Origin of the sequence: Pseudoalteromonas sp. MTN2-4, from assembly GCF_042848605.1 — a bacterium.
Classification (GTDB): domain Bacteria; phylum Pseudomonadota; class Gammaproteobacteria; order Enterobacterales; family Alteromonadaceae; genus Pseudoalteromonas.
In genome coordinates this window covers 278,056-304,053 of the sequence record NZ_BTGK01000003.1, presented here as the reverse complement: position 1 = coordinate 304,053, position 25,998 = coordinate 278,056, and the positions used below count along the sequence as shown (strand labels likewise).

Genomic DNA, 25,998 nt, shown 5'->3' with positions numbered 1-25,998 from the left:
TTTATTGCTCTCGGTCTGACCGTGTTATCGTTAATTGCTATTGCTGGACTCGGTGGGGTTAACGGTTTAGGTGAACCGCGCTTAGCTAATTAAATCACACATAATCCACCTGATACTCTTTACCTGATCGTAATAGTGCCCAGATTAAACGGGCATTTTTCGCAGCAAGGGCTACAGTAGCGCGTTTAAAGCCACGTCATTCAATCAAGCTTTGTAACCACACACTGGTTTTGTATGTTTTCGTTTTGCAGTTAGCAATCACAGCACGAGCACCATGGATGAGTGGCGTTCATATGTGCTTGTCATCGCGTTTACTGATACGACCTAAATGTACTTTGCCACCGGTTGTGTATTGTCGTGTTACCAAACCAATCCATGCTGCGAATTGGCGGCTAGAACTAAAGTGCTTTGCATCGTTTACAGTAGCAACAACAGCGGTTACAGTGACTTCGCCTATACCTGGAATACTCATTAGTAATTTTACAGCAGGGATTTGTTTAGAAAGAGCATAGACTTGTCGGTCGTATTTTAATATTTCTGGATTAAGCCCTTGTACGCTGAGCCATACATCGTTTAATAGTTCACGATCAAGCTGGGGAAAACCATTTTCAACGTCCTCTAAAATACTGGAAATGGCTTCAACATGATTGGAGTCATTTTTCGCTTTGGCGATAAGGAATTACAAATTTAGAAGCCATGATACTCACTGTGTGATGAACTTTGTAAACGCTACAGCTCAGTAATTTGCACTTGCCATGCTCATCAACCCCATGGATACTAAAAACATATTTGGCTAAATCGATGCCAACAACTTTAATTAAAGACATATGGACTCACCTCGTTTTTGTTCAAATACCACTATGGCACATTGTGGCGAAGTGGTCGGGGAGCCCATATTTTTCGTTAGTTTTATAGGACCGAGAGGATGTTAATTTTATCAGTAATGTTATTTCTGCTGCCAAGCTTTATTGGGCAGTATTACTCATCGAAAGAGTATGAAATGACTTTTTCTGAAAACCTTGAAAGATGGAAACTAGCTAAATTAATAGGTATCTCTTTATCGGTTGGCGTTTTTGTCGAGCTGGCAATTAATGTTGGTGACACATCAAGGTTACTCGCTGCTGTTATTTGGCCTGGCATCTGCATGTCATTAATTATCTATACAAAACCGTTTGGTGAAGTTTTCTTAAATAAAGCTCAAGAATTTAAGAAAGTAGGTATGCTTGAAGATGCCGCATTTATAATTGGTTGGATAGGAATACTGCATCAAATAGCTCGGCTTATTATCTCAGTCTAAAACTTACATGTTGAGTCTATAGGTCAATTTTAAACTGCTACGCCAATCACCAGAATTAAACCCTATTAAAGAGATGTGGAGTAGGAAGCACCACATGTCCCCACAAATTAGTCATTTATAGATTATGAACACATTGCCGAATATCTTAGCGGGCATGAAATAGGTTTAGAAAAACGTCAGCAGGGCAAAGAATATGAGCCATAGAGACTGGGTTTGACCGACCAATTAATGAAAATGGCATAACAACAAATTGCTGTTCGGGTGGTGGGAATGGAGGCGACGGGGACGTCTAAATATGTTATGGCAATATTTTCAGGTATAGATTTGCATTCAAATGCTCACGTGCACATAGTTTAACTTATTGTTTTATTTTTGGTTGCAAATTATACTCTTAAGTTACAAAAAATACATCAAGGCGGCATGTAAGTCGAATCAGCTTGATTTTGTAAAAACGGAATAAATTAAATTTAACAGGAATTAAATATGGTAAAGCAATATTTATCTTTGGCAGCCATCGCTTTGGCATCGTTTTCAAGTTCAGTGTATGCAAAAGGTGTGGCTGAAGTCATTGGATGTGTTGGTGAGACTAAGATCTGTACCAATTTAGATGAGCAAAGAAATTATGCTGAATTTATTGCAAGAGTGAATATAAAAGAAGCGTTACAAAACACCTACTCGGCGCCTATTCACATTGTCATTCAGTCTGATGCATTAGATACCGTTATGCATTTCCAATTTACAGCATTTCGCGATGAGGCCTTGACGCTTAATTATGAAAAAGGTGTTGAAATTGGAGGAGAAGTAAAAAATAGCGTAAAGCAGTTAGTCTCTTCAGAAGTCGCTACACGAAATTTAGCCAAACTAGTAATGAAAGATTCCAATTACGCATTAGACTTTGACAAGTTTTGTGACAATGGTTCGGGTATAGAAAGGACACCTCACAGCATGGTAACCCTTTGTAAATCTGCATTGTTTGATAGCGGCTTTTATACAGAATATCAAATTCTTAAAGAACACCATCAAATAGTGAATACCACGTTTTCGGCAAAAATGTCAGCTAGCTTTTCGATTTTGTTTGCAGGTGAAGCCGGGTCTGAAGCTAGTTATGATGGCTCTGTAAAGAAAACCATAGAGTTTGGTCGTCAAATAGAGTTTGGTCGTCCATTTTTGTTTAGGACAACAGATGGCTATGAGTTTGTCTTAGTTCCGAAAAAAGACGGTACAGCACATTGTTCACGCTTTCTTGTACCACTTGGAAATGAAATCAAAGTCGATAAAGATGGTCTTGTTGATCAAGAACAGTTTAAAAAAGATTTAGAAAGCCATGTGTATAGTTTCAATCAAGACAGCTTACGTTTTCTAAAAATGCAGCAACATGCAAATGGGGGCAGGTTAGAAATGCTCGACTTGTTGATTCAAAAGCTTGAGGAATGTCCTACTTGTACTGTAACTATTGAAGACGTTGTAGAAATGCAAAGTGACTAGTGGCTTTAGCCCTAACATTGCTCACTTAAGCGCTAACCCTTATAAATTCAGGGATTGCGTTAGACACAAGATATAGCACTGAACGTGGAAACGTTCGGTGCTTTTTTTTACGGCAATTCAGCCATTTACAACTTTAGGTATCAGACATTAACTAATCGAAGAGATGTGGAGTCGGAAACACCACATGTCCTCGTAAATTAGTCATTTTCAGATTATGAACACATTGCCGAATATGTTAGTGGGCATGAAATAGGTTTTAAAAATGTCAGCAGGGCAAAGAATATGAGCCATAGAAACAGGGTTTGACCGACCAATTAATGAAAATGGCATAACAACAAATTGCTCTTCGGGTGGTGGGAATGGAGGCGACGGGGACGTCTAAATATGTTTTAGCAATATTTTCAGGTATAGATTTGCATTCAAATGCTCACGTGCACATAGTTTAACTTATTGTTTTATTTTTGGTTGCAAATTATACTCTTAAGTTACAAAAAATACATCAAGGCGGCATGTAAGTCGAATCAGCTTGATTTTGTAAAAACGGAATAAATTAAATTTAACAGGAATTAAATATGGTAAAGCAATATTTATCTTTGGCAGCCATCGCTTTGGCATCGTTTTCAAGTTCAGTGTATGCAAAAGGTGTGGCTGAAGTCATTGGATGTGTTGGTGAGACTAAGATCTGTACCAATTTAGATGAGCAAAGAAATTATGCTGAATTTATTGCAAGAGTGAATATAAAAGAAGCGTTACAAAACACCTACTCGGCGCCTATTCACATTGTCATTCAGTCTGATGCATTAGATACCGTTATGCATTTCCAATTTACAGCATTTCGCGATGAGGCCTTGACGCTTAATTATGAAAAAGGTGTTGAAATTGGAGGAGAAGTAAAAAATAGCGTAAAGCAGTTAGTCTCTTCAGAAGTCGCTACACGAAATTTAGCCAAACTAGTAATGAAAGATTCCAATTACGCATTAGACTTTGACAAGTTTTGTGACAATGGTTCGGGTATAGAAAGGACACCTCACAGCATGGTAACCCTTTGTAAATCTGCATTGTTTGATAGCGGCTTTTATACAGAATATCAAGTTCTTAAAGAACACCATCAAATAGTGAATACCACGTTTTCGGCAAAAATGTCAGCTAGCTTTTCGATTTTGTTTGCAGGTGAAGCCGGGTCTGAAGCTAGTTATGATGGCTCGGTAAAGAAAACCATAGAGTTTGGTCGTCAAATAGAGTTTGGTCGTCCATTTTTGTTTAGGACAACAGATGGTTATGAGTTTATCTTAGTGCCGCAAAAAGACGGCACAGCACATTGTTCAAAGTTTATTGTACCACATAGAAATAAAATCAAAGTTGATAAAGATGGTATTATCGATCAAGAACAGTTTAAAAAAGATTTAGAAAGCCATGCGTATCGTTTCAATCAAGACAGCTTACGTTTTCTAAAAATGCAGCAACATGCAAATGGGGGCAGGTTAGAAATGCTCGACTTGTTGATTCAAAAGCTTGAGGAATGTCCTACTTGTACTGTATCTATTGAAGACGTTATAGAAAAGCAAAATAACTAGTGGCTTTAGCCTAAAATTGCTCACTTAAGCGCTAACCCTTATAAATTCAGGGATTGCGTTAGACACGAGATATAGCACTGAACGTGGAAACGTTCGGTGCTTTTTTCGGCAATACAACCATTTACAACTTTCGGTATCAGACACTCACCGAACATTTTAAGTCGTATTTTTCGACTACAGAACTCTTCTAATGTATAACCCACATAAAAAAATAAGTTCTGAATATTAAATACCTAGCATAAACATGCAAGACCTTATTTTAGACGTTAAACAAAGCGCTATGACGCACTAAAAACATAATAACCGTTACGTGCTCTGTACTCTAAGAGAGCTGAATTAAGTTATTACAATGCTTTAGTGTTTTTGATGATTACAATCGATAATGATTAGATTCAACTTTGTTTGTGTCTTCTCTAGAAGTGCTTGAGACCACAGGCTGGTAATTAGATATTTATAATTATAAACGGCATATTATTTGTGAGGTTGTTGTTTAACGATTAACTTACAAAAAACACAAATTAAGTTACAATTAGATGGTGTGAGACAAACTTGAGAAATGGTCTTGCATTTATTTTAAGTATGAAAATAAATTTTTAAGGATGATTTAAATGTTAAAAGTAATACTGTTTTTTTTTATTTTTCTTCATGCATTCAGTTTTTGCTGCAAATAAAATCGCAACGGTTTGTCATGGCTGTAGTTCGGCTGATATGAAACTCAAAGCAGGCATCGTAAGTGAACCTGGTAATATAATCAATGTATTAGATTTTACTCAGTCTAAAATCGAAACATATCATAACTATATTGAATGGGACCCTGACCATGGCCAAATAAGCCATCGAGAAATTATTAAAGTGAGTACTTCGTCAGCAGATAAAAGTATGTTTCAAGATATTTCTAATGCTTTTAAAGAATTTGAAGACAATACAGTGTCTAATACAGTACCTTCAGCAGTGATTGATAATGTTTGGGATTTACCAAAGTACTCTAGAAATCAGAATAATTTAACAGACTACATTAAAGAGCAACTTTGGGTCAGTTCAATAACAATTGAAGCTGTAAAAGATAAAGCCAGAAAATTGGGCTTTTTATCTGGAGAGTTAAACAAATATTGGATAAACACTGCTAATGGGGGGAAAGTTCTTTTTTCTATTAAAATAGATGGAAATGCGGTAATCATTGACTTAATTGAAGCAAGAGATAGTGACAATAATACCGTACCGTTTAATGTAAGTGATATTGGTACATATCAATTTGATATTCCAAGTAATATAAGGGGAGCGACTGCAGCATTTGCTCGATTTGGGTTTTCAGTAAAAATTCGCTCTGGAAAAGTAACAATTATTAACTGTGACAGTAAGGGTAATTGTAAGCAGATCCCATCACCTAATCAAAATGAATAAAGCTTAACTGACAATGCACTAAACTAGCACAAAATTAAATAAGCTTGTCATTTCGCGCGAATTTAGCTTATTTAATTTTTGTCTGTTAGCTAAGCGATGTTTTTATTGAGAGTAGTTCATGATTCAAAAAGAAATTGCATTAGTTTCCTACCTGGCAATGAAAGGAGAAATACCTTTTAAGGATTTCATTAATTGGGTTGGAGAACACTATAATGAATCCACTATATTTCAGACAATAATGCATGAAAGCACTTGCGTATCAGATGGCGTGGCTGTGTTGCTAGAAAATTACGACATTCTCGAGTTTCCAGAAGCGTTTTGGTTATCGAAAATAGCAGAAGATTTTATATCTAATAAAATTTCACTTTTAGATTCGGTTAAAAGAGCATATGAATTATTAAACCTTAAAGGCTCTGGCAACCATGAACTTTCGGGCTTATTATATCAATTAGTGGATGACTTTAACGATGAGAGTAAAAGTCAGCTTGTTCAACGTATAAAAGCCAGTAACTTTGAGAGTAAATTGCAAGCTTATAATCTGGGGCAGTGGACTGAGCTAACCATGCAAGTCTTTAATAAAAAGATATAACTAAATTGTTGTCGACGTTAGTTGTATTTAATTTAAGTCTCAGCAAATTAAAGAGTATGTTGTGAAAATACCTACCGATATTGAAATTGCAGAAGCTCAAGAAAAGCTAGGTTTCATTTTTCCACCAGAATATGTGGCATTCATTAAATCTGGGTATGATCTAGGAAATGCTCCACTTGAAGCGTTGGAAATCGTAGATCCTCCTAGTTATGCTGATATTTACGAAGCATTGGTAAGTACTCGAAAGTTTTATGATTTACCTGTCGAACTTATGCCTATCTGTGAAAACAACTCTGATTACTATTGCATCAATGAGAATGGTGAGGTGGTATATTGGTCGCATAATGGAATTAGCAATGAAAAGTGGATAAACGTGACCACATGGGCTAAGCAAATGGTTCTAGAGGCTGGCGAGTAACGCATAACTCATTATCGGAGCGAGCGAACTTTGATAATCAAATAATAATTGCTCATGTTAATGAGGTGGCTTTCGATTGTATATGCGTTAAATGTATTTTAATTAAGAGTCTTTAACTATTGGTATTAGCCATATTCATAAAGCGCCTCACTATTTTTGACCTCGGGCATGCTACTTAGTCTTTACATAACTTTACCTGTCAAACAATGGTTGTTTTGAATTTTTTTGCGTATCTTTGTATCAGAAATCGAAATAATTGGAATTGATATGCTTTACGGTGCGCTTAATAAAAACAAAGCTTTGAGTATAATAGCTTTAAGTTTTTCATTATTAGGTTGTGGGGGCGGTAGTGATAATACGGGGGATACCTCCGGTGCAGTTGATACTAATCACGCCCCAGTTGTAAATTCGCCTATTGGTGATGTTTTTACTCTGAAAGCAAATACTATTAACCTAAATATTGATGGCAGTTCACCTTTATTTACTGACTCTGATGGTGATGAACTATCTTATGAAATTGAGGTAACACCATATGCACCTTGGCTAACGATTATTAATGGGTTTATCAGCGCAGAATCTCCAGAGTCTGGAACATATAAGGTCGTTATAACTGCGACAGATCCCAGTAAATTGTCAACATCTTATGATTTTACACTTACAGTAAACTCACCGCCAGAGCTTAAACAGGCTTTTGACAATCAATCTTTAACTGTTGGTAGTCAATTTATGTGGCAACTACCACTAAACGACACTCATTTTATTGATGTAAATGATGATGAAATTAAATATGAGATAGTCTTATCTAATAGTGATATTGGTTTAGAGGTTACAGATAACAGCATCTCTGGGACGCCAATAGTGAAGGGGAATGTTATTGTCACTATTGTTGCCACTGATATTCATAATGAAAGCACATCAACTTCTTTCAATTTAAAAATAAACGACACAGATCCAGTTGCGACTAAGCCTGTCAATATTCTACTGCTCATTGCTGATGACATGGGGCAAGATGCTTCAGCACAATATTCACTTTCTTCTGATGTACCAAATACGCCAAATTTGAATGCACTTGCACAAAGAGGTTTAGTATTTGAAAACTTATGGGTTAACCCTGTGTGTTCACCTACTCGGGCAACTCTGTTAACGGGTAAATATGGTATTCAAACTCAAGTACTTTCTCCAGGTGACGTATTAGATCTGAGCGAAACAACGCTACATGAACAACTTAAAGCTGATGCTATAACGCAAGAGTATGCAACTGCTTTAATAGGCAAGTGGCATTTAGGGGATGCTTTTAGTGACCCTAATCAATCAGGTATTGATTATTTTGCAGGGCTTAGAAGTGGTGGCGTACAAGACTATTATGATTGGCCTTTGATTGAAAATGGCCAAATGATAGATATGACCACTTACACCACGACTGAGTTTACAAATAGGGCAATTAACTGGTTAGATAGTCTGTCTGATGAAACCCCGTGGTTTTTATGGATGGCATATAACGCGCCGCATACCCCATTTCATTTACCGCCTAGTGATTTACACAACAGAAAACTGTCAGGCACCGAAGAAGATATCGAAGCAAATTCGAGAGCTTACTACTTGGCTGCTATTGAAGCGCTAGATGCTGAAATTGGCCGCTTGATTTCAAGCTTAGGCACTGAAACCTTAGAAAATACAGTTATTTTATTTATTGGTGATAATGGTACGCCGGGTACAGTAAGAGACCGAAATGCACCTTTGAGTGGCGCTAAGGGCTCGATAAACGAAGGTGGCATTAGAGTACCAATGATAGTCGCGGGTAAGGGGGTTGAGCGTATAGCAAAGAGAGAGACAGCGCTTATAAATGGTACTGATTTTTACAGTACTATTTTAGATATTGCTGGGCAAAATGTAGCTTCTATAAATAACAGTCAATCTTTTACGCAGTTACTCAAACAATCTGGCGGCGAAAGCAGAACGCATATTTTTTCTCAAACTGATGATGCATTTACTATTCGAAATGCCCGTTATAAGCTAATAGAAAATAAAGATAGCTCAAAAGTACTTTATGACTTACAACTAGATCCAGCAGAAACGTCAGATTTGATTTTAGGAAGTAATGACGCAAGTTCAATCTTAACTGAACTTGAAAACATCTTAAATAGCTTAAAAAACCAACCAAAAAAATAATGGCTATGGAAAAGAGATTAATTCAAAATCTGGTTTTAAACTCAAGATTTACTACGTTTGTGATCTCTGCCTTGATTAGTTTAGTTGGTTGCAGTGAACCTCCTGTAGACCAACCTTATGCCTATTCTGAGGTTTGTTTAACGTCGGGGTATTTTATTCAGGGGTCAGATGAACACTATATTGAAGAGTTGCCTAAACAACAGGTATTTGTAGAGGGGTTTTGTATAGACAGCCATGAAGTCACCATTGGGCAATTTGCCGATTTTGTAAAAGAGACAGGCTATCAAACATTAGCTGAAACTGGTCCATCACGCAGTGATTATCCAAATGCACCAGATTTATCTTTTCAACCCGGCTCTGCCATCTATGTGTTTCCTGCAGCATTTAAAAGCGGGTATTGGACGTTTAATCAACAAGCAAATTGGCAAAATCCAAGAGGTGACTTTTCGTCTGTGGCTGATCAATTAAAACATCCTGTGACTCATATCGCGTTAAAAGATGCACAAGCTTACGCAAAATGGCTTGGCAGACGTCTGCCGAGTGAAAAAGAATGGGAGTATGCAGCTAAATTTAATCAACAAGATTCAGTCAACAATGAAGGCACGCCTAAAGCAAATATTTGGCAAGGAATATTTCCTCACAATAACACGTTGGACGATGGTTATTTAGCTACAGCGCCTGTGATGAGTTATCCTGCAAGTTCGGCAGGTTTATACGATATGATAGGCAATGTTTGGGAGTGGACTGCGGATCCTTATAACAAAGATGGTAGTGCTCATTATACAATCAAAGGCGGTTCGCATTTATGCGCAAAAAATGCGTGTGCTAGGTATCGACCATCGGCAAGACAACCACAAGAAATTGGTTTAGGTACTAGCCATATTGGATTTAGAACAGTAAGAGATAGCGATTCAGCAAATTAATCACACAACAATTAACTGAACATGTAAATACAAAGCTTGCTCGTTCTGACTACTAATTTTGGATTTGCTCCTAGGATCTAATTATTTATAGAGTTCAGAGTTGGCTCGATATTTAACTTAGGAAATGAAGATATAAAATCAAAGTTGTTTTGATATTAGTCGCTTTTGACTAATGATAGACACTGGTTTTTAATTACAGATAAATCCAAAAAATGAGTATATTAATATAGTAAAGTTTGATATTGTTATTACTATTTAATGATTATTATCGTCGTAATTTTCATGAAATCAATTTGTTAAATATAGCGAAACTTATCTGGCGCAAGCCAATTTCAAACTTATAAAATTTTTTATTATGGAGGATTGAGTGGGAAACTTACCATTTAAGGATAAACTAGTTTTAATTATATGTTGTTGTATTAGTTTTACTTTCTTTATTTCTGGTTTTGTAGGTTTTTTTACAAAAAATAGCTCAGAAAGTGATTTAGTAATATCAATAGGCGCTACAATTTCAATATTTTGCTTAGGGCTAAACCCTAGGATTTTTTCTTTACCTTTAAAAAATACTTTTACAGAATTACCTTCTCCCATATTACTAAAATCTACTACGTTGAACTATTTACTTCTTTGTGGACTGTCGTTGAGCGTTTTTGGTTTGATAGCGAAATATATAAGCTAAAATTTAGCGAGGATTCTTATAAACTCCATGAGTAGTTATTTCCATTTTGCTTTTATTTCGTAGCATTTTAGTAAATCAAAAGCTCCGTAAGTGGAGCTATTGATTTACCTCGACAAGGTTTACTCAGCTAAACCTAGCAATTCAAGTCTTTCTTTAGCCAGCAAGTATCTTGCTCTAACATCTTCAATTTGTTCTTGAGTCAGTTTCTTTCCAAGTGTGCGTAAGCCGCCTTCAGCGTCATTATGGTGAACACCAAACGCAAACTTTAAGTACTCTAGAAGTAATGGTTGGGCATCTAGGTATGAAATAGAGTTCATTGCTTGAGAAATTTTGTTCGCTTCTGCCCATTGCCCTTTATTTACATACTCTTGCATCGTAACGCTTGCTTTAGGGAAGATACAACCAACACCAGTAATACCACCGCACGCACCAGCAAGACCTGCGTGTACGGTAACAGTATCGACACCAGCAAGTACTTTTAATTCTTTGTTTTCTAGCATTAGTGTTTCAATGACAGATACATCAGTAGTTGAGATTTTAAGCGCTGTTACCTCAGGTAAAGCTGCAAGTCTCATTAATAATGAAGTTGATAAAGCATGGTAGCCTGCGGCATCTGGATTATTATATGGCATGATCGTTACGCCAGCTTCTTTAGCTGCAGACGCTGATAACGCGTAATAGTCATACATTTCATCATCTGATGGTGTAGCTTCGGTTTTTGGCGGCATAACCATGACTGTATCAACGCCCACTTTTGCGAGTTCTTTTACGATATCGGCTAATTCTTCTTTTGTTTCTGCCGCTGCACCACTAATTAAAGGTACATTAAATTCTTTGGCTACTTCTGAAAGAGAAGCAAGTAAAGATAAGCGTTGTTCATTCGTTAAATAGCTATTTTCGCCAAGTGTGCCAGAGCCAACTAAACCGCCCATTCTGGTTCCTGCTTTACCTTCAACTCTTAAAATATCTGCCGCATACTTTTGTGTTGCTGCAAGGTCAATTTCTAAAGCGCCAGACTCAGACTCTTTTAGCCATGTAAAAACGGCTGGCATAACCGTATAACGCCAATCTGTACTGTTTGTTTCCATCGTAATACCTTAAAGAATAAAAAACGTATCATAAATAACATCGTATAAAATATACAATTTGATTGTAGCACCTAAATCCCATTCAGCAAAGTATGAGTTTTATTGACTTTACTCTTTAGTACAGAGTACACACTCTGAGTGTGTTTAACGCTCGAGTGTACTTAAAAGAATATTAATAAAAGCAGAAAGTGAGGCTTGTTGTTTTTATGCATTTTGGAAAGAAACTTTTCTAAATGTTCATTATTAGGTACATTGATTAAAGGTAGCATGTAATACAACTATTAGATTTAACTCATACAATCCATTTTTATTTTGGCTTTAGGTCGAGTTGTAATTAATTCTTAAAGGAATAAAGATGAATACATTAATTTTTTCAGCAGGTATTTTGGCGCTCCTAACGGCATTGGTTCATATAATTGCAGGTCAGATTGATCCGGTCAGACCTTTTCTTAAATCTGACTTACCCGATATACCAAAAGCAACTTTGTTAGGCTGCTGGCATATGGTATCTGTGATGCTTTTTATTTCTGCTGCTGCATTTTGCTTTATTGGTTGGTTTAATTTTGTTGAATTCCAGAATCTTGTGATTTTACTTTCTGCAAGTTTTGTCTTTTTTTCTGTCGTGTTTATTGTGGTTGGGTGGTATTTTTTTAAGATGCGTACATTCATTAAGTTACCGCAGTGGTCACTCTTGTTATCAGTCGGGCTAATGGGCTTTTTGGGGGTAATCTAGTACTCGCAGCATACTTTATTGTCCTATCTAAAATTTAAAATTTTTTATTTCAAAAATAAATAGAATCATTATGAATGCATTTTTACAGCCATTTAGCAGGGTACAAACTTGTGCGCTTTCTTTTGTGTATTTTATTCCAATTTTGCCTTTTTTATTAATTCCCTTAGGACCATATTTATTTTTATATTGTGCCGTACTGTTTTTCTTGTCACCTGTACTCGAATCAATACTACTAACACCTTTGTACAGTCGTATTAGCAGGTTCACTTACCTTTCACCATTGTTGATTTATACAGAATCAAATCGTGAATTGCATCTACATGTTGGTTCTATCTATGACTACTTAATCAATATAAAGCGACATGAATATGGACATAAAGCGCAACTTAAAGTTTTAAAAGGGATTCTAGATGGCTTAAACGAGTTATGTAAACGCACTCAGGATGGCGAGCTTGAACCTGAAAGAGCAATATTTGCAACGTCGTATTTTTTTAACGCTAAAAGAGCCCAGAAATTAGGATTTAAAGAAGTTGAAGCGAATGATTTAGAAGTGTTTAATTTATACCTCTCATATTTTTCATTAGCTATCCGATTCAGCATGATTAAAGGTAAAGCAGAATACCCTAAACTTAGCGAAATAAAAAAGATCCGCACGACTGCAGGTGAACTGCTCAACCACAAAGACGCAATTGAAAGATTGCTTTCGCATGTTGAAATTCGTCTCAATAGATTAAATGACGCAAAACTCTTATGTCAAAAATCGTAATTAGACGCTTTTTAAAAGATATTACTCAACATTTTCCTGAAGCTGTTACGTTAATGGAGCAGCATGAAAAGTGGGCTTATGCTTTTAGGCTCGAAGCTATTGCAGAGTTAACAAACCAAGCCTTCAATTCGGGCGATATCGATAAAGCTACATCTTATTTAAATTACATGAGTAAAAAATTTGAGTCGGCTTCAAATATCGAAGCTGAATATATTGATGTCTATTATGTTGAGCACTTGTTCTTTTCTTGTACTGCTGAAGCCATTGATTTTGGCTGGCCATTGGTCCCTAAAAATTTACAGCAGCTGTACATAAACTTTCATGGTGGCGCACCAAATAAAAAACTTTAAATTGATTAAATATTGATTGTTTTTATAGGTTTTTTATATACGATAGCCAATTCGAGATTAACTCATTTTTAAAAGAGGAATTGATGAGTAAAAACAAAAAATATCAACACGACCACCATCGTGGTGAGATAAAAGATAATGCGATTAAGGCGCTTGTCACAAGCGTGTTGTTTAAGAGTAAAGTCGAAAAGCCTAAAAAAGGTAAGGGCAGTTATCAACGTAGCAATAAACATAAAGGCCGAGAGCCTTACCTTAAGGCAGCCTAAGCTTTAAGATAAGGTTTTTGTTCTATAGATAAGGATTTTCTATGTTTATTGTGTCTTTGAGTTACTGTGCACCGCTTAGCGTCATTGATAAATACATTCCAGAGCATAAAACGTTTCTAGAGAAGCATTATGGCAATGGTAACTTTATTTTGTCAGGCCGTAAGAACCCAAGAACGGGTGGTGTAATCATTTCTACAATTAAAGATAGAAAGCAGTTAGATGAGGTAATTGCGCAAGACCCATTCTTTATTGAAGCTCTTGCGCATTATGAAATTACAGAAATTTTACCAACCATGGCTGCGCAGCCATTGAAGTTTCTTCTCCAAGATTAATCCGATTTTTAAATAAGTATCTTAAGCATTCTAGCTTTAGGTACTTATTTAACTAGGAGTAACTCTACTACTTCTTTGTTGGCAACTTGCCTTTTTGTCACTAACAGTTTGTTGTTCTTTATATCTGTAATATTTTCGGTGTTCTTTGTAAGTGTCGTAATAGTATCGAATTCTTTAGTTTGTATGTCATATCGCCAAGCTTGATTTTGGTTGTTTATGCCGTAAATCTTATTATTGCGGGTGAAGAAGCGTTTGTTATCACCGCCTTGCATATTAAGTGCGGTGATAGGTTGATACTCTATCGCGCTAGAAATCCAAAACTTATCCATATGATCGGTGAGTACAATTGCACCGGTATCCGTTTTTGTTGCCCAGTTGACACGCTTGTCTGTTAGCTTTTGCACTGTGCCTGAAGTTAAGTCTACTTTAGCCAGCTTTTTCACTCCATTGAACTGTGCAAATACCAATGCCGAGTTTTTATTATCGTCCCAGTGTAATAATGCAAGTATGGGTAAGCTTGTCGTGATTTGTTTTTGTACTTTATCTAAAGAAATATTAAATAAACTACTATTTGCGTTCATTAATATATTTTTACCATCTCTCGACCATTTCAAACCAGAGATATAACTGTCAGTGGGTAAGTGACTCAGTTGCGTAGTGGTACTTTGATTTGTTACCCAAACTTGTTCGTCACCCGACCGTTCTGATTCAAAGGCAATGTAATTGCCGTTTGGTTGATACACTGCACTATTTTCACCTGTATTTGACCTTGAAATAACACTAGATGAACCTTCGTTTATATCGACTAAAATTATATCAGTATCATATACCCCTTTTATAACCAGGCCTCTATCACCATCAGGGTGAAACATTGGACTTGAGAAAGGCTTGTCAACGGGAATACTAATATTCTGTATTTCGCCATCAAACGTCATTGAAAAAAGTTGCCTACCTGTACTAAAAATTAATGTATTTTCAATTGGTGAAAAGTTAGGGCGAATAAAACGATAACCTGTAATTTCTGGAGGTAAATTAATTGGGTGGCTAGAAATCAGCTCGCCGTTAGGTTTGATGATATCTATATAGTACTGGCTATCTTCTTTAATACTTGTGACGGCCAGTAAATCTTGTTTTGGCGAGTAGTCATAGTGATAAACAAAGCCATCATGGATCACATTGGTTTGACTCTGATTACTTGTAAAACTCACCAGTTTCCAACGCTCAGTGTGTCTTTGCATTAGCGCAATATTACCATTGTTCATCCAATAGGGTCTTCTAATCTCGGAGTTTTTGCACTCTAGGATTAAATCCATTTCCTGAGGTGCGTTTAGTGCTTTTTCGAAATCAAGGCTCATAAGCTGATAGCATTTTTTCTGCGTAATAGGTTCAGCACAGTCAACGGTTCGGATGACAATAATTTTCTTCCCGTCTTTTGAGAAGCGTTGTTGTCCATAGATATCCATATTTTTGCTGAGTTTATATTCTTGCTGTGTTTCTAGGTTTTTCGCCCAAATATCGTTAATACATTCTTCTTCTGAGTAGCGATGAAAAATAATGTACTTACCGTCTGGTGAATAAATACTGGCTAATTCTTTGCCGTCTGTTGCGGTGAGGGCGCGTATTTTTCCTATGGAAAAGGGTTTTGATGGTTGTGCTGCGAAGTAATAACTACTTATCAGTACAAGGCTTAATAATATGAATGTAAACAAGAAAGATGGTTTGTTTAACATCTGCTTTTTATAACTTTTTGAAGAGCTATCGCTTTGACTTACTTTGTTATCTCTGCCTAAAGGGACATCTTCAGGATCTTGCTTTTGGAAGAGTATTGTTTCTTCTTTGGTGAGCCAATGTACGTTTTGCTCAAGGCTGTAACCCTGTTTTGCATGGGTTTTAATATAGGTTTGCTCTTTACCATCATCACCTAATGCTTTTCTGAGCTGCGCGATACTGCGTTGTAATGTGTTAGGTGAGACAACAGTGCCTTTCCAAACGTTATCTAATAATTCATCTTGACTAATCACTTTGCCTTGATGTTTGGCTAAGTAAGTGAGTACGGCGAGGGCTTTTGGCGGAATGATTTGTGGTTTAGTGTCTTGTGTAATTTGATTGCGCGAAAGGTCTATAAGAAACTCGCCAATTTTATATTGCTCTGCCATGCCAGCTCGAAGTGCCAATTAGAATTAAGTTATTTATGAATAGAGTACCTTTGGGCCTTTCAAAACGCAATTCGCTAACCGACTGATATATATGCTTTTAAAAATTATCAGGTAAACATCAGTAGAAAATCATTGTCAGTTCATGTGTTTTTAAATGTTTTTAGTAGCTTTGTTGTACGACTGACTAAAAGGAGGCTGTATGAGTCTTAAAACAAAATTAAGCATTACTCTAATTGTTTCTATGAGCATTTTATCTAGTGATGCACTTTCAGATGAACTTAATAAGAACATTCCACTCGCAAGTAAAGCTGAGCAAACCATGTCATTTTGGGATTTACCATACTTAGAAAGTGCTTATATTAGTACTCGTCCCGAAGAAAGATCGGATGGGTTAGCAGTAGGTGACCTTTCTAAAATTACCAAAAATAAAAGTCAAATTATTCAATTATCAAAAGACATTCAGTCAGGAAAGTATGGCTTGTATGACAGTTTACTTATCAGTCACAAAGGTAGATTGATTTATGAATCTTATTACCGTCGTTCAAGAGTAGATTTACCGACTGGGCAAGCCTCTGCGACAAAAGCCCTTACGAGTCTTATAGTTGGTATCGCAATTCAAAAGGGACATTTAACACTAGACGATTTACATAAACCATTAATGAGTTTTTTCTCTGACTTAGATTCGAGTAAATTTGTGTCTGGTGTTGAAAAAATAACGCTTCATAAAGCGCTTACAATGCGTGGAGGAATTAAAATTGATCAAGAAACGATTAAAGAGATTGAAAAACAGCCTGATAATCTGAAAGGCAAAAAACATATACAAGCCATTTTTGAAAACTCTAAAGCGATTACTGAAACGTCACAAGCCTATGCATATGGTAATTTAAATGATGTGCTGGTAATGCAAGTCATTGATGCTGTTGTGCCTGGTGGTGCAGAGCAATTTATTAAAACCGAATTGCTTGATAAGTTAGGCATTAAAAATTATCAATGGAGAGAGTCTATCAGTGGGTTACCCACTGGCGGATATGGTGCCAAATTCACATCAAGAGACATGCTAAAATGGGGAAGCCTATTACTCAATGATGGTCAGTGGCAAGGTAAGCAACTTGTTTCTAAAGCGTATTTAGATAAAGCCACTTCAGCCATTGTTGACCCGCTTGATACTTGGATCCCCGAAACCTTTATGTATGGCTACTTTATTTATCAGACGGATATTTCGATAGATGATAAACAGTTTAAAGCTAACTTTGCATGGGGCGGTGGTGGCCAATATGTTATTTCAGTCAAAGATCTTGATTTGGTTGTTGTGATAAAGGGCCACGACAGAGAAGATAGAATACTCGATGCCGCTTTAAACACGGTTTTACCTGCATTTTTATAAAGTTTTATAAGGCTACATAAAGTTGAATATTTTTATGTAGTCTTTCAATTATTTGCATGATAAGTGTTATCATTATCGGCCAATTTATATCTTTAAGGCTGTAATGAACAAATATCTTTTTGGACTCGTTTTCTTAGCATCAAATTCATTCGCGTCTTCTACTCCTTCTTTTACGACTGAGTTTTTAATCGGGTCTTCTTCTCATAAGCTCCACGCATCTCAAGACTTTGATATAGGAGACAAACGCTCTTCTAGTAATAACTCAACTTCTCATGGTATTAGATTTGGTCTACCTATTTCGGAATATTTTTCGGTTGAGTTATCTAAGCATTTTTATGGTGAGGCAGATCATTCGTACATACTAAAAATACCTTCAGGTTTTATACATGATTACGTATTCAAATCTATCCCTGTTAGCTTACCAATCGAAACAAACGCGCTTAAATTTGGTATTAAGGGTCATGTAAATATTAATGCAAAATTGAATGTAAATTTGCGAGTTGGTTTAGCGAATTGGCGTTATAAACAGTATTCGCCAGCTATGTTAGTCATAAATGATATCCAAGAACAAAGCCACAGTGGAAGAGACGTATATTTTTCAGTTGGCTCTGAATATGAAGTTTCAGATAGTATTTATATAGGTTTTGAGTACTCTCAATTCAGTATTAAAGAAACCGAACAAGGAGTATATACTGCTGATGTCAGTTATTCCCATAAAATAAACGACTTATCTTTAGTGTTAGGCTGGACTTTTTAAACTCAGCTTCTAAAACAAACAAGCTTCAATAATATAAATCATTATATTATCTCATCTACTATTCACGCGTCCTCTAATTATGTACTCTTACATCGATTTATTTTTGGAGGACATTCGCGATGATGCGAACGATTGTATCTGTCAGCTTAGGACTGGCTTTTAGTGTTGGTGCTTTTGCCAATGAGGTGATGACACCCGAAAAGTTATGGGAACTAAAAAGAGTAAGCGCTTTAGGCCTTAATAAAGACAAAACCCACGTCATTTATAAAGTTACGACACCAAGCATTGAAAACAATAGTTTTGATAGCAAAGTTTATCAGGTTTCTTTGAAAGGTGGCGATGCACAACTTTTAGAAAACTACCAAGGTGTTGTGATTGACAAAAGCCTGTCACCTGATGGCACTAAAAAACTTTTCCATAAAAAAGTACAGCTAGAAGATGTACTTGCGACAGATCGTTATAAAGAGCTGGGTAAGGCCAATGCGTATGTGTTTGACGATTTAAATTACCGTCATTGGGATACATGGAAAGACGGTAAATATAAGCATGTTTTCTACCAAGATCTTAAGACAGAAGAAAAGGTAGATATCATGAAGGGCATGCCGTTTGATAGCCCAACATCGCCGTTTGGTGGTGTAGCTGATTATACATGGGGCCCAAAAGGTGAAAACATTTACTATGTTAGTAAAAAACTTACTGGCACAGAGTATGTAAAAAGTACAAATACTGATATCTATCGTTATAACTTGAAAAGCAAAAAGACGACCAATATCACTGAAAGTAACTTAGGTTACGATAAATACCCTGCATTCTCTCCTAATGGCCACTTAGCTTGGCTACAAATGGATGAAGCTGGTAACGAAGCTGATAAAAACGACATTATTGTTAGAATTAAAAATCGTGACCATAACTTAACCGAACACTGGGACGGTACGGTAAATAGCTTTAAGTGGAGTCACGATGGTAAGAGCATTTATTTCATTGCACCAATTGACGGCACTATACAACTTTTTCAAGTTGGTGTTAGCTCAAAAGGCAGGTCAATGCCAAAAATTAAACAACTTACTAAAGGTCAGTTTGACGTAAATGGTATTGTTGCAGTACTAAAAGACAAACTCATCGTTACCCGCAATAGCATGAATGCGGCGCGTGAGATTTATCGCTTTGATCTTCGCAGCAAAAAGTTGACAGCTCTCACCAAAGAGAATGACGCTTTCTATGCGAGTCTTGATTTACCAAACGTTGAAAAGCGTATGGTTAAAACAACAGATGGCCAAGACATGCTGACTTGGGTGATTTACCCGCCGAACTTTGATAAGAAGAAAAAGTATCCAACACTTCTTTATTTACAAGGTGGTCCACAGTCTGCACTTTCACAGTTCTATTCTTTCCGTTGGAACTTCCAAGTAATGGCTTCTCAGGGATATATTGTTGTTGCACCTAACCGTCGTGGTATGCCTGGTCACGGTGAGCAATGGAATAGAGACATCAGTAACGATTGGGGTGGTCAGGTCATGGAAGATTACCTTGCTGCGATTGATGATGTTGCGAAAGAGTCTTACGTTGATAAGTCTCGAATTGGTGCTGTAGGTGCGAGTTACGGTGGTTACTCTGCGTTTTATTTAGCAGGCAACCATGAAGGCCGATTCAAAACCTTTATTGCACATTGTGGTATTTTCGACTTACGCAGCATGTACGGTACAACTGAAGAACTGTTCTTCGTTAATAACGAACTTGGTGGTGCTTATTGGGAAAATAACGCATCTACAAACAAAGCGTACGGTCAATTTAATCCAATCAATCACATTGATAAGTGGGATGCGCCTATGTTTGTTATCCACGGAGCAAAAGATTACCGTGTACCACTTGAGCAAGGCATTGCGGCTTTCCAAGCTGCTAAGTTACGTGGCTTAAAAAGTCGCTTCTTATTATTCCCAGAAGAAAACCATTGGGTACTGACACCGCAAAACGGCATTGTGTGGCAGCGTGAGTTCTTCAAGTGGTTAGAAGAAACGTTGTAAAAAACACAACTTCATAGTACCTTTCACAGGAATTTTATAGCCAGGATATTTATGTATTCTGGCTTTTTTATATAAATAAAAAGGAGAACTTGTGAAAAAGGTTCTGTTATCTGCGGCTGTGGTCATGTTATCTGGGTGCGCTCAAAATATTTATCTTCAGCCTATGGTTGATGGTCCTTACATTTGAAGCACAAGAAAACTGAAATTATGAAGCTTTATACGATTATGTGGAATTACCTAATGGAAAAGAAACGTGTGGTGTAAAGCTATTCGAGATTATTGAAACAGAAAATAATAAATACATACAAAAAAGTTGAAATGAGCAACTATAAAGTAATCGAAAATTATTGCGAATAGATAATAATCTTATCTTTTTTATTTGTGCTTGACAGAGCATTGAATAAAGAGCCAAGCACAGTTAATGTGTGTCGCTTCCAATACCAAATTTGTTCTTAAAACAAGGTTATTTGTACAAGCCTTTATTTAATATTAATCTATTTTCTTCATTTACAGGTGTTACTTATCCAATTCAGATATATTTGCCAAAAAACATAAGTGCCAATAAAACTTACCCTGTTTTATATGTTTTAGACGCAGAGTGGCATTTTAGTAAAGTGGCTGATAGTTTGGATGAACTAGAAATTGAAGCCATTATTGTTGGCATTGAAAACTTTGTCGATGCTAGCTACAAGCACCGTGAGGATTAATCTCAATGGCCGTTAGGGCAAGATTACTTTAATTTCATTGTTAATGAGTTAGCGCCAAAATTAGAGTCGAATTATCCAATAAATCAATCTAAACGCAGTATAGTTGGACACTCTTATACCGGTTTGTTTGTAGGTTTAGCCATGTTAATGGATGATCCGCAAGATCCGTTTTTAGCGCGCATGTTTCGTTCGATGCTAGTTTCTGGGCGCATACAGAAATAACTCCTTTACTTGTTTCTGATAAAGGCGTGCTTGATAGTCGTTTAAAAAGCAAAGCCATCTTAATTGCAGCAAGAGGTAAAATAAGTAATGGCAGATATGTTGATTGGTTTGAAGGGATGCTGGAATATGAGCAACTTAAAGGGCTTGAAATGATAAAGCTGGAATACGATGTAGATCATATCCCAGTTGTTGAGCATGCAATAGATGACGCGATAAAAGCTTTACTCATCGACTAGTGAGTCGATTAATTTAAAAAGGCCATATCACACTATGGCCTTTTTAAAATTTAATTATTTAGCCTTTGTTTCTGACTTGTCTTTTAATTTGTTTGTAATTAACCCTAATCCCATCACCAGGCCACCAATGGCACCAATCAAATGTGCTTCAATGGCGACACGCGATTGGATCAGTGCGCCTACTTCAGCGCTTGGTCCAGCCCATTGTTCCCAAGCGAGTTTTGCCCAAATACCAACGAACAAAAGAATGCCTGAACGCATACCAACTTGAATGTCTTTAAGTGCGCCCCAAACAATAACGCCATGTAACAGGCCACTTAGGCCGGTATAGACTTTTATATCAGGTACAAATAGCCAAATACCAAGTCCTGTCCATAAAGCTAAGAAAGCGGTATGAAGGTAGTATTGGCTTTGTGTTCTATGTTCTGCGTGTAACAGCCATATAAAACCAATACCAACAATGTTAAGTAGTAAGTGTGTTGGGTTCGCGTGTACAAATTGGCCTGTAAAGATGCGCCAGATTTCACCTGCTGCGATTTTATCTCGATGAAACTCTAGTAAGTCATTGGTATTAAGGACCATTAAGGTAAAGCTTAATAACGAAAGCAGGATGGGAGGCAGTATGTATTTTTTTTCTAGTGGCAATTGGATCATCAATTAAAATTCTTTTTTATTTTTTGCATATTTTGCCCGTTTACTCTTATCATGCAAACCAGAACTTGAAAATTAATGACAACAACTATGACATTCAAATCTCTGCCTTTTGCGTTATCGCTTTGTTCATTGGCTCTATTAAGTGCCTGCTCTAGCCAAATCTCACCAAAACAAGAAGTAAGAGAGCCAGAAGCAGCCACTGGTTTTACAAAAAAGCAAAAGCAAATTTCCGATAATTATATGATTGCGGCTGCAAACCCTTACGCTGTTAAAGCGGGGAAATTAATGCTCGACAAAGGCGGCAGTGCAATTGATGCGGCAATTGCCACGCAATTGGTTTTAACCTTGGTTGAACCGCAATCTTCAGGTATTGGTGGCGGTGCTTTTATTTTGCATTACGATCAAAGTGAAAACACACTAATAACTTTAGACGGCCGAGAAACAGCCCCCACTAAAGCAACCTCTAGTTTATTCTTAGATGACAATGGTAAAGCTGTGCCTTGGATTAAGGCCGTTGTAGGTGGTCGTTCGGTGGGTGTGCCCGGTATTCTTCACGCCTTTGATAAAGCACATAAAGAACATGGTAAATTGGCTTGGGCCGATTTATTTGAACCAGCAATTGAATTAGCTGAGCAAGGGTTTGTGGTTTCGCCACGTTTAAATATGTTGTTGTCTAAAAAGTTTAATCCAGGCCTTACCCGTTTGCCTGAAGCAAAAGCGTACTTTTACCCAGATGATCAACCTTTAGCTGTGGGCAGTATTCGTAAAAACCCTAAATTGGCTACACTATATAAGAATATATCTGAGCAGGGTATTTCTGCTTTTTACACAGGTCAACATGCAGAAAATATGGTTGATGCAGTGCAAAACGCTGAAATTGCACCTGGGTTATTGTCTTTATCAGACCTAGAAAACTACCAAAGTAAACATCGAGACGCTATCTGTACGTCTTATCATGCTTATAAAGTGTGCTCTATGGCACCACCGAGTAGTGGTGGCATTGCTGTACTTCAAATTTTGAAATTACTTGAAGGTAAAAAGTTAAGCCAATATCAGCCTAATGACCCCAAAGCGCTGCACTTATTCACCCAAGCTTCACGCTTGGCATTTGCTGACAGAAACCATTATGTGGCTGATCCTGATTTTGTCACTGTACCAACCGATGCCTTACTTGATGACGCATACTTAGCTGAACGTGCAAAGCTGATTTCAGACACAGATAACCATAAAGTACCTGTTGGTAAACCGCTAAACGGCACGTTAAGTTATGCCGCTGATAACAGCTATGAACTGCCTTCAACTACCCATGTTTCAATTGTGGACCAAGCGGGCAATGCAGTCTCTATGACCAGCTCTATCGAAATGGCCTTTGGCTCGACGGTAATGGTTGACGGCTATTTATTAAATAACCAGTTAACCGACTTTGCGCTTTCTCCGAAGAAGCATGGTCAATTACGTGCTAATCGCGTTGAAGCCAATAAACGTCCACGTAGCTCTATGTCGCCTGTTATGGTGTTCAACAAAGATGGCAGTCTACGTTTAGTCGTCGGCTCTCCGGGGGGAAGTCGTATTATAAATTATGTTGCACAAACAGTTATTGGTGTACTTGATTGGCAGTTAGATATTCAGTCTGCTATCAATCTTCCAAAGATAACCAACCGCAACAAAGTAACGACTTTAGAAAAAGGCACTGAGCTTGAAAAGCACCAAGCCTATTTTGAAAGTTTAGGGCATAAAGTTTTTATTCGAGATTTGAACTCGGGTTTACATGGCATTGAACTGGTCGGAGGTCAGCTCGTAGGTGGCGCGGATCCTCGACGAGAGGGCATTGTGCTCGGTGAATGACGGCTAAACCCATAGGTTTAGTGATATTTTTAAGATATACTGCAAGGCTCTTTAATTATTTAGTTGTGTTAAAGCGCCTTTTTTATTTATAAGCAATTTTTTGCTTTCTTGCCTATTCACAGCTAATTAATAATAAAATCAGCCAGACGTATCATTACAAGTAAATATGACTAAACAAACCGATCCAAATTATCTATACATTCCATACTCAGGTCCTAACCTGTTAGAAACGCCTTTATTAAACAAAGGCAGTGCATTTAGTCAATCAGAGCGTGAGAACTTTAACTTAAATGGTTTATTGCCACCGCGTTTCGAAACCATTGAAGAGCAAGTAGAGCGTTGTTATCAGCAGTACTCTTCATTCAGAGACAACTTAAATAAACACATTTATCTGCGCGCAATTCAAGATAACAATGAAACCCTTTACTACCGTTTAGTCCGTGATCATTTAGAAGAAATGATGCCGATTATTTACACGCCTACGGTAGGTGATGCATGTGAAAAATTCTCTGATATTTATCGTAGCTCTCGCGGTCTATTCATTTCATATGAAGAGCGTCACAACATCGATGATATTTTACGTAATGCGACAAAGGGCAAGGTAAAAGTTATTGTTGTTACAGACGGTGAACGTATTCTTGGTTTGGGTGACCAAGGTATCGGTGGTATGGGTATTCCAATCGGTAAACTATCTCTTTATACCGTATGTGGCGGTATTAGCCCTGCATACACGTTACCTGTTATGCTTGATGTGGGTACTAATAACGAGAAGTTACTTGCTGATCCTATGTATATGGGCGCACGTCATAAGCGTATCAACCAAGAGCAATATGACGAGTTCTTAGACTTATTCATCAAAGCGGTTAAACGTCGTTGGCCAAACGTACTTCTTCAATTCGAAGATTTTGCACAACCAAATGCCATGCCTTTACTTAAGCGTTATAAAGATACGATTTGTAGCTTTAATGATGATATTCAAGGTACTGCGGCTGTTACTGTAGGCTCCTTACTTGCTGCTTGTCGTGTTAAAGATGTAAAACTGAGCGATCAAAAGGTTGTGTTTGTAGGTGCTGGCTCTGCGGGTTGTGGTATTGCTGAGCAGATAATCAGTCAAATGGTATCTGAAGGCATTTCAGATGAGCAAGCGCGTAGCCAAGTGTACATGGTTGACAGATTCGGTCTACTTACTGAAGGTATGGAAGGGTTACGTGATTTCCAAGCTGCGCTTGTGCAACAAAAAGATGCTTTAACTGATTGGCAGTATAGCGGTGATTTTGCGTCTTTATTAGATGTAATGCACTGTGCGAAACCAGACATTTTAATTGGTGTTTCTGGTCAGCCAGGCCTGTTCACTGAGCAAGTGATTAAAGCGATGCATGCAGGTTGTGAACAGCCAATTATCTTCCCATTAAGCAATCCATCACGCCAAGTCGAAGCGCATCCAAAAGATGTGATTGAGTGGACGAGTGGCCAAGCAATTGTTGCAACTGGTAGCCCATTCGATGAAGTGGAATATAACGGTGAAAAGTTCATTATTCCTCAGTGTAACAATAGTTATATTTTCCCAGGTATCGGTTTAGGTGTTATTGCAGCTAAAGCCAAGCGCATCACCGATGCTATGCTGATGGTATCAAGTGAAATGCTTGCTGAAGCTTCACCTCGTGCAAACACAGGTAAAGGTAGTTTATTACCTGCGCTGGTGGAGATTGAGCCGTTAAGTAAGAAGATTGCGTTTGCTGTTGCGAAGAAAGCGATGGAAGAAGGTGTCGCATTAGAAATGTCTGATGAAGCTATCCTTAAAGCAATCGATAAAAACTACTGGTACCCTGAGTACCGCAATTACAAGCGTTGTAGCATTTAATACTTTGCTTGTAATTTAAATTGAGCCAGCAATCTTGCTGGCTTTTTTTATGTCTAATTTCACCAAGCTTCTATACTTAATTTAA

Annotated in this window: 23 protein-coding genes and 2 pseudogenes; 20 read left to right on the top strand and 5 right to left on the bottom strand. The window is 37.3% G+C overall.

The features are described from left to right. Window positions 1–94: 94 nt before the first annotated feature. Window positions 95–827, bottom strand: a pseudogene (locus tag ACGHEH_RS10210) (IS110 family transposase). A gap of 98 nt (window positions 828–925) precedes the next feature. Here ACGHEH_RS10210 and ACGHEH_RS10205 point away from each other — a divergent pair. From ACGHEH_RS10205 to ACGHEH_RS10170, 8 genes are all read left to right on the top strand, one after another. Beyond that, window positions 926–1,297 (top strand): hypothetical protein, encoded by a 372-nt coding sequence (locus ACGHEH_RS10205; RefSeq protein WP_390444793.1) that lies wholly within the window; start codon window positions 926–928, stop codon window positions 1,295–1,297. A 483-nt stretch (window positions 1,298–1,780) separates the two neighbouring features. Next, window positions 1,781–2,782, top strand: coding sequence for a hypothetical protein (locus tag ACGHEH_RS10200; RefSeq protein ID WP_390444790.1), 1,002 nt, complete (start codon window positions 1,781–1,783; stop codon window positions 2,780–2,782). 572 nt (window positions 2,783–3,354) lie between these two features. Next, window positions 3,355–4,356, top strand: coding sequence for a hypothetical protein (locus ACGHEH_RS10195; RefSeq protein WP_390444787.1), 1,002 nt, complete (start codon window positions 3,355–3,357; stop codon window positions 4,354–4,356). 708 nt (window positions 4,357–5,064) lie between these two features. Next, entirely contained in the window at window positions 5,065–5,757 is a 693-nt protein-coding gene (locus ACGHEH_RS10190; protein ID WP_390444784.1) for a hypothetical protein, read from the top strand. 118 nt (window positions 5,758–5,875) lie between these two features. Continuing rightward, window positions 5,876–6,346: a hypothetical protein gene (locus tag ACGHEH_RS10185; protein ID WP_390444781.1), complete on the top strand. Its 471-nt coding sequence runs from the start codon at window positions 5,876–5,878 to the stop codon at window positions 6,344–6,346. A gap of 61 nt (window positions 6,347–6,407) precedes the next feature. After that, window positions 6,408–6,764 carry an SMI1/KNR4 family protein gene (locus tag ACGHEH_RS10180; protein WP_390444779.1) on the top strand — a complete coding sequence of 119 codons (357 nt, stop codon included), beginning with the start codon at window positions 6,408–6,410 and terminating at the stop codon, window positions 6,762–6,764. Between the two features lie 267 nt (window positions 6,765–7,031). Continuing rightward, window positions 7,032–8,933, top strand: a complete 1,902-nt coding sequence (locus ACGHEH_RS10175; RefSeq protein WP_390444776.1) for a sulfatase-like hydrolase/transferase — start codon at window positions 7,032–7,034, stop codon at window positions 8,931–8,933. Between the two features lie 5 nt (window positions 8,934–8,938). Further along, on the top strand, window positions 8,939–9,856 hold the full coding sequence (locus ACGHEH_RS10170) for an SUMF1/EgtB/PvdO family nonheme iron enzyme (protein ID WP_390444773.1): 918 nt from the start codon (window positions 8,939–8,941) through the stop codon (window positions 9,854–9,856). 312 nt (window positions 9,857–10,168) lie between these two features. Here the strand turns inward: ACGHEH_RS10170 and ACGHEH_RS10165 are convergent, their stop codons facing one another. Together ACGHEH_RS10165 and ACGHEH_RS10160 are read right to left on the bottom strand one after the other, a co-directional pair. Next, the gene (locus ACGHEH_RS10165) at window positions 10,169–10,447 is read right to left on the bottom strand and encodes a hypothetical protein (RefSeq protein WP_390444770.1); all 279 of its coding nucleotides are present in this window, start codon (window positions 10,445–10,447) and stop codon (window positions 10,169–10,171) included. A 207-nt stretch (window positions 10,448–10,654) separates the two neighbouring features. Next, window positions 10,655–11,623, bottom strand: a complete 969-nt coding sequence (locus ACGHEH_RS10160) for a dihydrodipicolinate synthase family protein (protein WP_390444768.1) — start codon at window positions 11,621–11,623, stop codon at window positions 10,655–10,657. 355 nt (window positions 11,624–11,978) lie between these two features. Here ACGHEH_RS10160 and ACGHEH_RS10155 point away from each other — a divergent pair, with 355 nt between their 5' ends. The 5 genes from ACGHEH_RS10155 (at window position 11,979) to ACGHEH_RS10135 (ending at window position 14,070) form a co-directional block, all read left to right on the top strand. After that, window positions 11,979–12,356, top strand: a complete 378-nt coding sequence (locus ACGHEH_RS10155; protein ID WP_390444765.1) for a hypothetical protein — start codon at window positions 11,979–11,981, stop codon at window positions 12,354–12,356. 70 nt (window positions 12,357–12,426) lie between these two features. Then, the gene (locus ACGHEH_RS10150; protein ID WP_390444763.1) at window positions 12,427–13,122 is read left to right on the top strand and encodes a hypothetical protein; all 696 of its coding nucleotides are present in this window, start codon (window positions 12,427–12,429) and stop codon (window positions 13,120–13,122) included. Then, window positions 13,107–13,472, top strand: coding sequence for a hypothetical protein (locus tag ACGHEH_RS10145; RefSeq protein WP_390444761.1), 366 nt, complete (start codon window positions 13,107–13,109; stop codon window positions 13,470–13,472). The genes ACGHEH_RS10150 and ACGHEH_RS10145 overlap by 16 nt, the downstream gene beginning before the upstream one ends. Window positions 13,473–13,555: 83 nt before the next feature. Continuing rightward, window positions 13,556–13,738, top strand: coding sequence for a ribosome alternative rescue factor ArfA (arfA, locus tag ACGHEH_RS10140; protein ID WP_058029774.1), 183 nt, complete (start codon window positions 13,556–13,558; stop codon window positions 13,736–13,738). Window positions 13,739–13,779: 41 nt separating this feature from the next. After that, window positions 13,780–14,070 (top strand): YciI family protein, encoded by a 291-nt coding sequence (locus ACGHEH_RS10135; protein ID WP_390444758.1) that lies wholly within the window; start codon window positions 13,780–13,782, stop codon window positions 14,068–14,070. 44 nt (window positions 14,071–14,114) lie between these two features. On the opposite strand, the gene ACGHEH_RS10130 is transcribed toward ACGHEH_RS10135, so the two are convergent. Then, complete coding sequence (locus ACGHEH_RS10130) at window positions 14,115–16,226, bottom strand: winged helix-turn-helix domain-containing protein (protein WP_390444755.1); 2,112 nt, start codon at window positions 16,224–16,226, stop codon at window positions 14,115–14,117. 199 nt (window positions 16,227–16,425) lie between these two features. Between ACGHEH_RS10130 and ACGHEH_RS10125 the strand changes: the two genes are divergently transcribed. The 5 genes and pseudogenes from ACGHEH_RS10125 to ACGHEH_RS10105 all read left to right on the top strand — a co-directional run bounded on the left by ACGHEH_RS10125 (window position 16,426) and on the right by ACGHEH_RS10105 (window position 21,553). Beyond that, entirely contained in the window at window positions 16,426–17,610 is a 1,185-nt protein-coding gene (locus ACGHEH_RS10125) for a serine hydrolase domain-containing protein (protein WP_390444752.1), read from the top strand. Between the two features lie 103 nt (window positions 17,611–17,713). Further along, window positions 17,714–18,367: an outer membrane beta-barrel protein gene (locus tag ACGHEH_RS10120; protein WP_390444750.1), complete on the top strand. Its 654-nt coding sequence runs from the start codon at window positions 17,714–17,716 to the stop codon at window positions 18,365–18,367. A 119-nt stretch (window positions 18,368–18,486) separates the two neighbouring features. Further along, window positions 18,487–20,388 (top strand): S9 family peptidase, encoded by a 1,902-nt coding sequence (locus ACGHEH_RS10115; RefSeq protein ID WP_390444748.1) that lies wholly within the window; start codon window positions 18,487–18,489, stop codon window positions 20,386–20,388. A 425-nt stretch (window positions 20,389–20,813) separates the two neighbouring features. Continuing rightward, window positions 20,814–21,317 (top strand): annotated as a pseudogene (locus tag ACGHEH_RS10110) (alpha/beta hydrolase). Between the two features lie 26 nt (window positions 21,318–21,343). Further along, window positions 21,344–21,553 carry a hypothetical protein gene (locus ACGHEH_RS10105; RefSeq protein WP_390444746.1) on the top strand — a complete coding sequence of 70 codons (210 nt, stop codon included), beginning with the start codon at window positions 21,344–21,346 and terminating at the stop codon, window positions 21,551–21,553. 54 nt (window positions 21,554–21,607) lie between these two features. On the opposite strand, the gene rrtA is transcribed toward ACGHEH_RS10105, so the two are convergent. Then, window positions 21,608–22,135, bottom strand: a complete 528-nt coding sequence (rrtA, locus tag ACGHEH_RS10100) for a rhombosortase (protein WP_390444743.1) — start codon at window positions 22,133–22,135, stop codon at window positions 21,608–21,610. A gap of 159 nt (window positions 22,136–22,294) precedes the next feature. On the opposite strand from rrtA, the gene ggt reads away from it, so the two are divergent. Continuing rightward, window positions 22,295–24,052, top strand: a complete 1,758-nt coding sequence (gene ggt / locus ACGHEH_RS10095; RefSeq protein WP_390444740.1) for a gamma-glutamyltransferase — start codon at window positions 22,295–22,297, stop codon at window positions 24,050–24,052. 166 nt (window positions 24,053–24,218) lie between these two features. Beyond that, window positions 24,219–25,913: an NAD-dependent malic enzyme gene (locus ACGHEH_RS10090; protein ID WP_390444737.1), complete on the top strand. Its 1,695-nt coding sequence runs from the start codon at window positions 24,219–24,221 to the stop codon at window positions 25,911–25,913. Window positions 25,914–25,998 lie beyond the last annotated feature (85 nt).

Excerpts from the sequence above, each read along its gene's own strand:
- ACGHEH_RS10205 (WP_390444793.1), top strand. The coding sequence starts at position 926 with ATGTTAATTTTATCAGTAATGTTATTTCTGCTGCCAAGCTTTATTGGG.
- ACGHEH_RS10200 (WP_390444790.1), top strand. The coding sequence starts at position 1,781 with ATGGTAAAGCAATATTTATCTTTGGCAGCCATCGCTTTGGCATCGTTT.
- ACGHEH_RS10195 (WP_390444787.1), top strand. The coding sequence starts at position 3,355 with ATGGTAAAGCAATATTTATCTTTGGCAGCCATCGCTTTGGCATCGTTT.
- ACGHEH_RS10190 (WP_390444784.1), top strand. The coding sequence starts at position 5,065 with ATGAAACTCAAAGCAGGCATCGTAAGTGAACCTGGTAATATAATCAAT.
- ACGHEH_RS10185 (WP_390444781.1), top strand. The coding sequence starts at position 5,876 with ATGATTCAAAAAGAAATTGCATTAGTTTCCTACCTGGCAATGAAAGGA.
- ACGHEH_RS10175 (WP_390444776.1), top strand. The coding sequence starts at position 7,032 with ATGCTTTACGGTGCGCTTAATAAAAACAAAGCTTTGAGTATAATAGCT.
- ACGHEH_RS10170 (WP_390444773.1), top strand. The coding sequence starts at position 8,939 with ATGGAAAAGAGATTAATTCAAAATCTGGTTTTAAACTCAAGATTTACT.
- ACGHEH_RS10165 (WP_390444770.1), bottom strand. The coding sequence starts at position 10,447 with ATGGGAGAAGGTAATTCTGTAAAAGTATTTTTTAAAGGTAAAGAAAAA.
- ACGHEH_RS10160 (WP_390444768.1), bottom strand. The coding sequence starts at position 11,623 with ATGGAAACAAACAGTACAGATTGGCGTTATACGGTTATGCCAGCCGTT.
- ACGHEH_RS10155 (WP_390444765.1), top strand. The coding sequence starts at position 11,979 with ATGAATACATTAATTTTTTCAGCAGGTATTTTGGCGCTCCTAACGGCA.
- ACGHEH_RS10150 (WP_390444763.1), top strand. The coding sequence starts at position 12,427 with ATGAATGCATTTTTACAGCCATTTAGCAGGGTACAAACTTGTGCGCTT.
- ACGHEH_RS10145 (WP_390444761.1), top strand. The coding sequence starts at position 13,107 with ATGTCAAAAATCGTAATTAGACGCTTTTTAAAAGATATTACTCAACAT.
- arfA (WP_058029774.1), top strand. The coding sequence starts at position 13,556 with ATGAGTAAAAACAAAAAATATCAACACGACCACCATCGTGGTGAGATA.
- ACGHEH_RS10135 (WP_390444758.1), top strand. The coding sequence starts at position 13,780 with ATGTTTATTGTGTCTTTGAGTTACTGTGCACCGCTTAGCGTCATTGAT.
- ACGHEH_RS10130 (WP_390444755.1), bottom strand. The coding sequence starts at position 16,226 with ATGGCAGAGCAATATAAAATTGGCGAGTTTCTTATAGACCTTTCGCGC.
- ACGHEH_RS10125 (WP_390444752.1), top strand. The coding sequence starts at position 16,426 with ATGAGTCTTAAAACAAAATTAAGCATTACTCTAATTGTTTCTATGAGC.
- ACGHEH_RS10120 (WP_390444750.1), top strand. The coding sequence starts at position 17,714 with ATGAACAAATATCTTTTTGGACTCGTTTTCTTAGCATCAAATTCATTC.
- ACGHEH_RS10115 (WP_390444748.1), top strand. The coding sequence starts at position 18,487 with ATGATGCGAACGATTGTATCTGTCAGCTTAGGACTGGCTTTTAGTGTT.
- rrtA (WP_390444743.1), bottom strand. The coding sequence starts at position 22,135 with ATGGTCCTTAATACCAATGACTTACTAGAGTTTCATCGAGATAAAATC.
- ggt (WP_390444740.1), top strand. The coding sequence starts at position 22,295 with ATGACATTCAAATCTCTGCCTTTTGCGTTATCGCTTTGTTCATTGGCT.
- ACGHEH_RS10090 (WP_390444737.1), top strand. The coding sequence starts at position 24,219 with ATGACTAAACAAACCGATCCAAATTATCTATACATTCCATACTCAGGT.